We start from the raw sequence: 1,800 nt of genomic DNA, 5'->3' as shown, positions 1-1,800 counted from the left end.
TGGACATCTTACCCACGCTTGCTAAGGACGCCGTAGTGGCGATGCAAAAGCTCGGTGTGACCACATATATCGAGGGTGAAGTAAAGAAGTCTAAGGCTGGCAAGATTGTCGAAACTGCATTAAAGAATCTCGGCTTTACCACCATTGACGAAACGACGATTACCAATGCTGTTGAATCAGCGTATGCCTCATTAACCGCAGATGGGACCTTAGCAACCTATACGCAAGCCACTGCGGAAACAGAGACTGAAACGGAAGCCGAAAAGAAAGCTGCTGAACTCAAACAAGCGCAAGCTGATTTAGCAACCGCACAAGCCAAGGTAACGAGCCTCACACAAGCTCAATAAGGAGGAAAGGAGGACTACTATGCGCAATCTAACTTTCACGAGCGATAGTCCACAGTCGATTAAGTTAGGCGATTCTAGTGACACTCTCTCACTACGAGTAACCGAATTAGATCAGCCTGTGGACTTGTCCAAAGCCACGTCAGTTACAGTTAAGATCGGAAACACAGCAGGTTTTCTAACGGAAATCGATGTAGCTGTTTCTAGTTTACTACACCCAACCGACGGGAGAATTGATGTTGTGATCGACAGTAAGATTTCTAGCGAATTGCCAGTTGGACAGTATCTACTAGAAGTCTGGATTGATGACGCTCATGGAAATACAGCTATCTATCCAGATACAAGTTATCCAAGTGTGATTGGTTTTTCAATCAAAAAAAATATTATGACAGCGACATCAACTGTAATTACAACGCTCACTCTAGCTGACTTCGAAGCTAAGTTCGACGATCTGCAAAAGGATTTGCAAGACAAAGTGACTAGCGGCTATTTTAAAGGGGATAAGGGTGACAAAGGCGATACAGGTGATACAGGAAGCGTTGATAATGATGGTTTGACCGCAGCACCAGCTTTTGTTGAACTCCAAACGCAAGTTGATAATAGTGCAGTTGGGATTAACTTATTAATCAATACCTCCAGTTCATCGACTAACGGAAGAACAGTGGTGCAAGGAACTACTCCTACTATATATGGTGTATATAGTAGAACTGATAGCTATGAGCAAGTAACTACTCCTGTTCCTGATGAGTTTTACTACCGGTTTATGCAGGCTGACACTAATAACTTATATGGATTAACTCCGGGAGAAACTTACACTTTATCTGGCAGTGGCAGCCATACATCAGGCGAACTAAAGTTTAGAGCACAATATGGTACCGGAAGTAACTGGAGCGGGAGTGACCTAGGTGATTTAGGGATACCTGTTAGTGATGGATCAGTATTCACACCATTTTCACATACCTTTACTATCCCTGTTGGAGCTACTGGCGTATTTTTCAGTTTACAGAATTATGATTACGCTTCTAGTAGTCTATTTAGATTTAAAAAAATGAAACTGGAAAAAGGTAGCGTAGCAACTGATTGGTGTCCTAATCCATCAGAAATTTTGACTCAATCAGATTACGCAAAAATACAAGCTGCTATTGTAGCGTTAGGGGGTTCTTTATGAGTTTTGATTTAAGCGAATTTTTAACAGAAGGGTTGATTAGTAGTATTGATAACGGATTGATTTCATCGGACTTAGCAACTGTATACGCTGGCAATTATCTAGTAAAATCACTGATTACTCAAGCTCAGGTTACTCAGGTATCCGATGCGATTACAGCCTACAAAACTGCACAGGTATCAGCTACCGTAGATAATAGCAACGTGCAATAAGGAGGTACAAAATTGAATAAGATTAAACGATTAGTCATTGCATCTGCAGTGGCTTTTTTAGTAGTGATCGGGATTGGTG

General features: G+C 41.7%; 3 protein-coding genes. All 3 read left to right on the top strand.

The genetic code is table 11. From position 1 onward, the window contains the following. Positions 1–347 (top strand): hypothetical protein (locus FD16_RS12960; protein WP_056938575.1); only part of this gene is annotated, 347 nt, incomplete at its 5' end. A gap of 19 nt (positions 348–366) precedes the next feature. Continuing rightward, a complete protein-coding gene (locus FD16_RS12415; protein WP_010623347.1) occupies positions 367–1,512 on the top strand; it encodes a hypothetical protein in 1,146 nt (381 codons plus the stop codon). Then, positions 1,509–1,721, top strand: a complete 213-nt coding sequence (locus tag FD16_RS12410; RefSeq protein ID WP_010623348.1) for a hypothetical protein — start codon at positions 1,509–1,511, stop codon at positions 1,719–1,721. The genes FD16_RS12415 and FD16_RS12410 overlap by 4 nt, the downstream gene beginning before the upstream one ends. The last annotated feature ends 79 nt before the right edge of the window (positions 1,722–1,800 follow it).

Origin of the sequence: Paucilactobacillus suebicus DSM 5007 = KCTC 3549 (assembly GCF_001434475.1) — a bacterium.
GTDB lineage: Bacteria > Bacillota > Bacilli > Lactobacillales > Lactobacillaceae > Paucilactobacillus > Paucilactobacillus suebicus.
Note: the sequence above shows the minus strand (reverse complement) of the source record. Positions and strands in the feature narration are given on the sequence as shown.

Coding starts and splice junctions, on each gene's coding strand:
- FD16_RS12415 (WP_010623347.1), top strand. CDS start 367: ATGCGCAATCTAACTTTCACGAGCGATAGTCCACAGTCGATTAAGTTA.
- FD16_RS12410 (WP_010623348.1), top strand. CDS start 1,509: ATGAGTTTTGATTTAAGCGAATTTTTAACAGAAGGGTTGATTAGTAGT.